General features: G+C 57.7%; 1 protein-coding gene. It reads right to left on the minus strand.

Going from position 1 to position 743, the window contains the following annotated elements; all coding sequences use genetic code 11:
- Positions 1–120 precede the first annotated feature (120 nt).
- A complete protein-coding gene (locus R3F72_RS18580; RefSeq protein WP_332780485.1) occupies positions 121–546 on the minus strand; it encodes a MerR family transcriptional regulator in 426 nt (141 codons plus the stop codon).
- Between the last annotated feature and the right edge of the window lie 197 nt (positions 547–743).

The following is a 743-nucleotide window of genomic DNA, read 5'->3' on the forward strand; positions in this document are numbered from 1 at the left end:
AAGAGCCTGGAGGGTAGAATCGGTCATGGCGTATCCACTCGTGTTGGTTGAGATCTTGGTCGTGATCAATCAACAGGATACGCCACCCTTCCTACCTCCTCCCATCCACCAGACTTGAGCTTAACTCGGTCGCGACAGCGACTCGATGATCTTGCACTCGCCGATGGTCTCGGCCCGACAGGCTCCTTCCAGACGATCCAGCTCCTGCTCCAGCGCCTGGAGATCCCGAATGCGGTCGCGGACATGCTCGCGCTGTTGATGGATGATGGCATCCACCTGGTGACAGGGAGCCTCGCGTTCATCCGAGAGCCGCAGCAGCGCTTTGACGTCGTCGAGCCCCAGTCCCAGGTGACGACAGCGTCTGATGAAGCGCAGACGGTCTCGTTCGACCGACGAGTAGAGTCGATAGCCCGAGGCCGTACGCCTGGCGGCGGGCAACAGATCCGCCTTCTCGTAGTAACGGATGGTGACCGCTTTCACACCGGTCAGCCTGGCAAGCTGGCCGATCGTGTAGGGCTCGGGTGGAGTGGCGCAGGCACGATTCATCGGCTTGACTCTATAGCAACTATAACCTCGATCCTAACAGGTGGAACGAACGGGGAGTGTAATGATGGATCCCGGCTTATTCATGAGGCCGGCCCGAAAACGAAGATAGCGGATGGTATTCTCTTGAAAATTCAGTGTGTTCCGCCAAGAATCTGAACCAAGAGAGCCATCCGCTATGGGTGAAAGCCTATCCACCT

Source organism: Salinicola sp. 4072, from assembly GCF_036663415.1.
Classification (GTDB): domain Bacteria; phylum Pseudomonadota; class Gammaproteobacteria; order Pseudomonadales; family Halomonadaceae; genus Salinicola; species Salinicola salarius_A.

What these genes read in the sequence shown, in the direction of transcription:
- R3F72_RS18580 (WP_332780485.1), bottom strand. Translation starts at nt 546, where the DNA reads ATGAATCGTGCCTGCGCCACTCCACCCGAGCCCTACACGATCGGCCAG.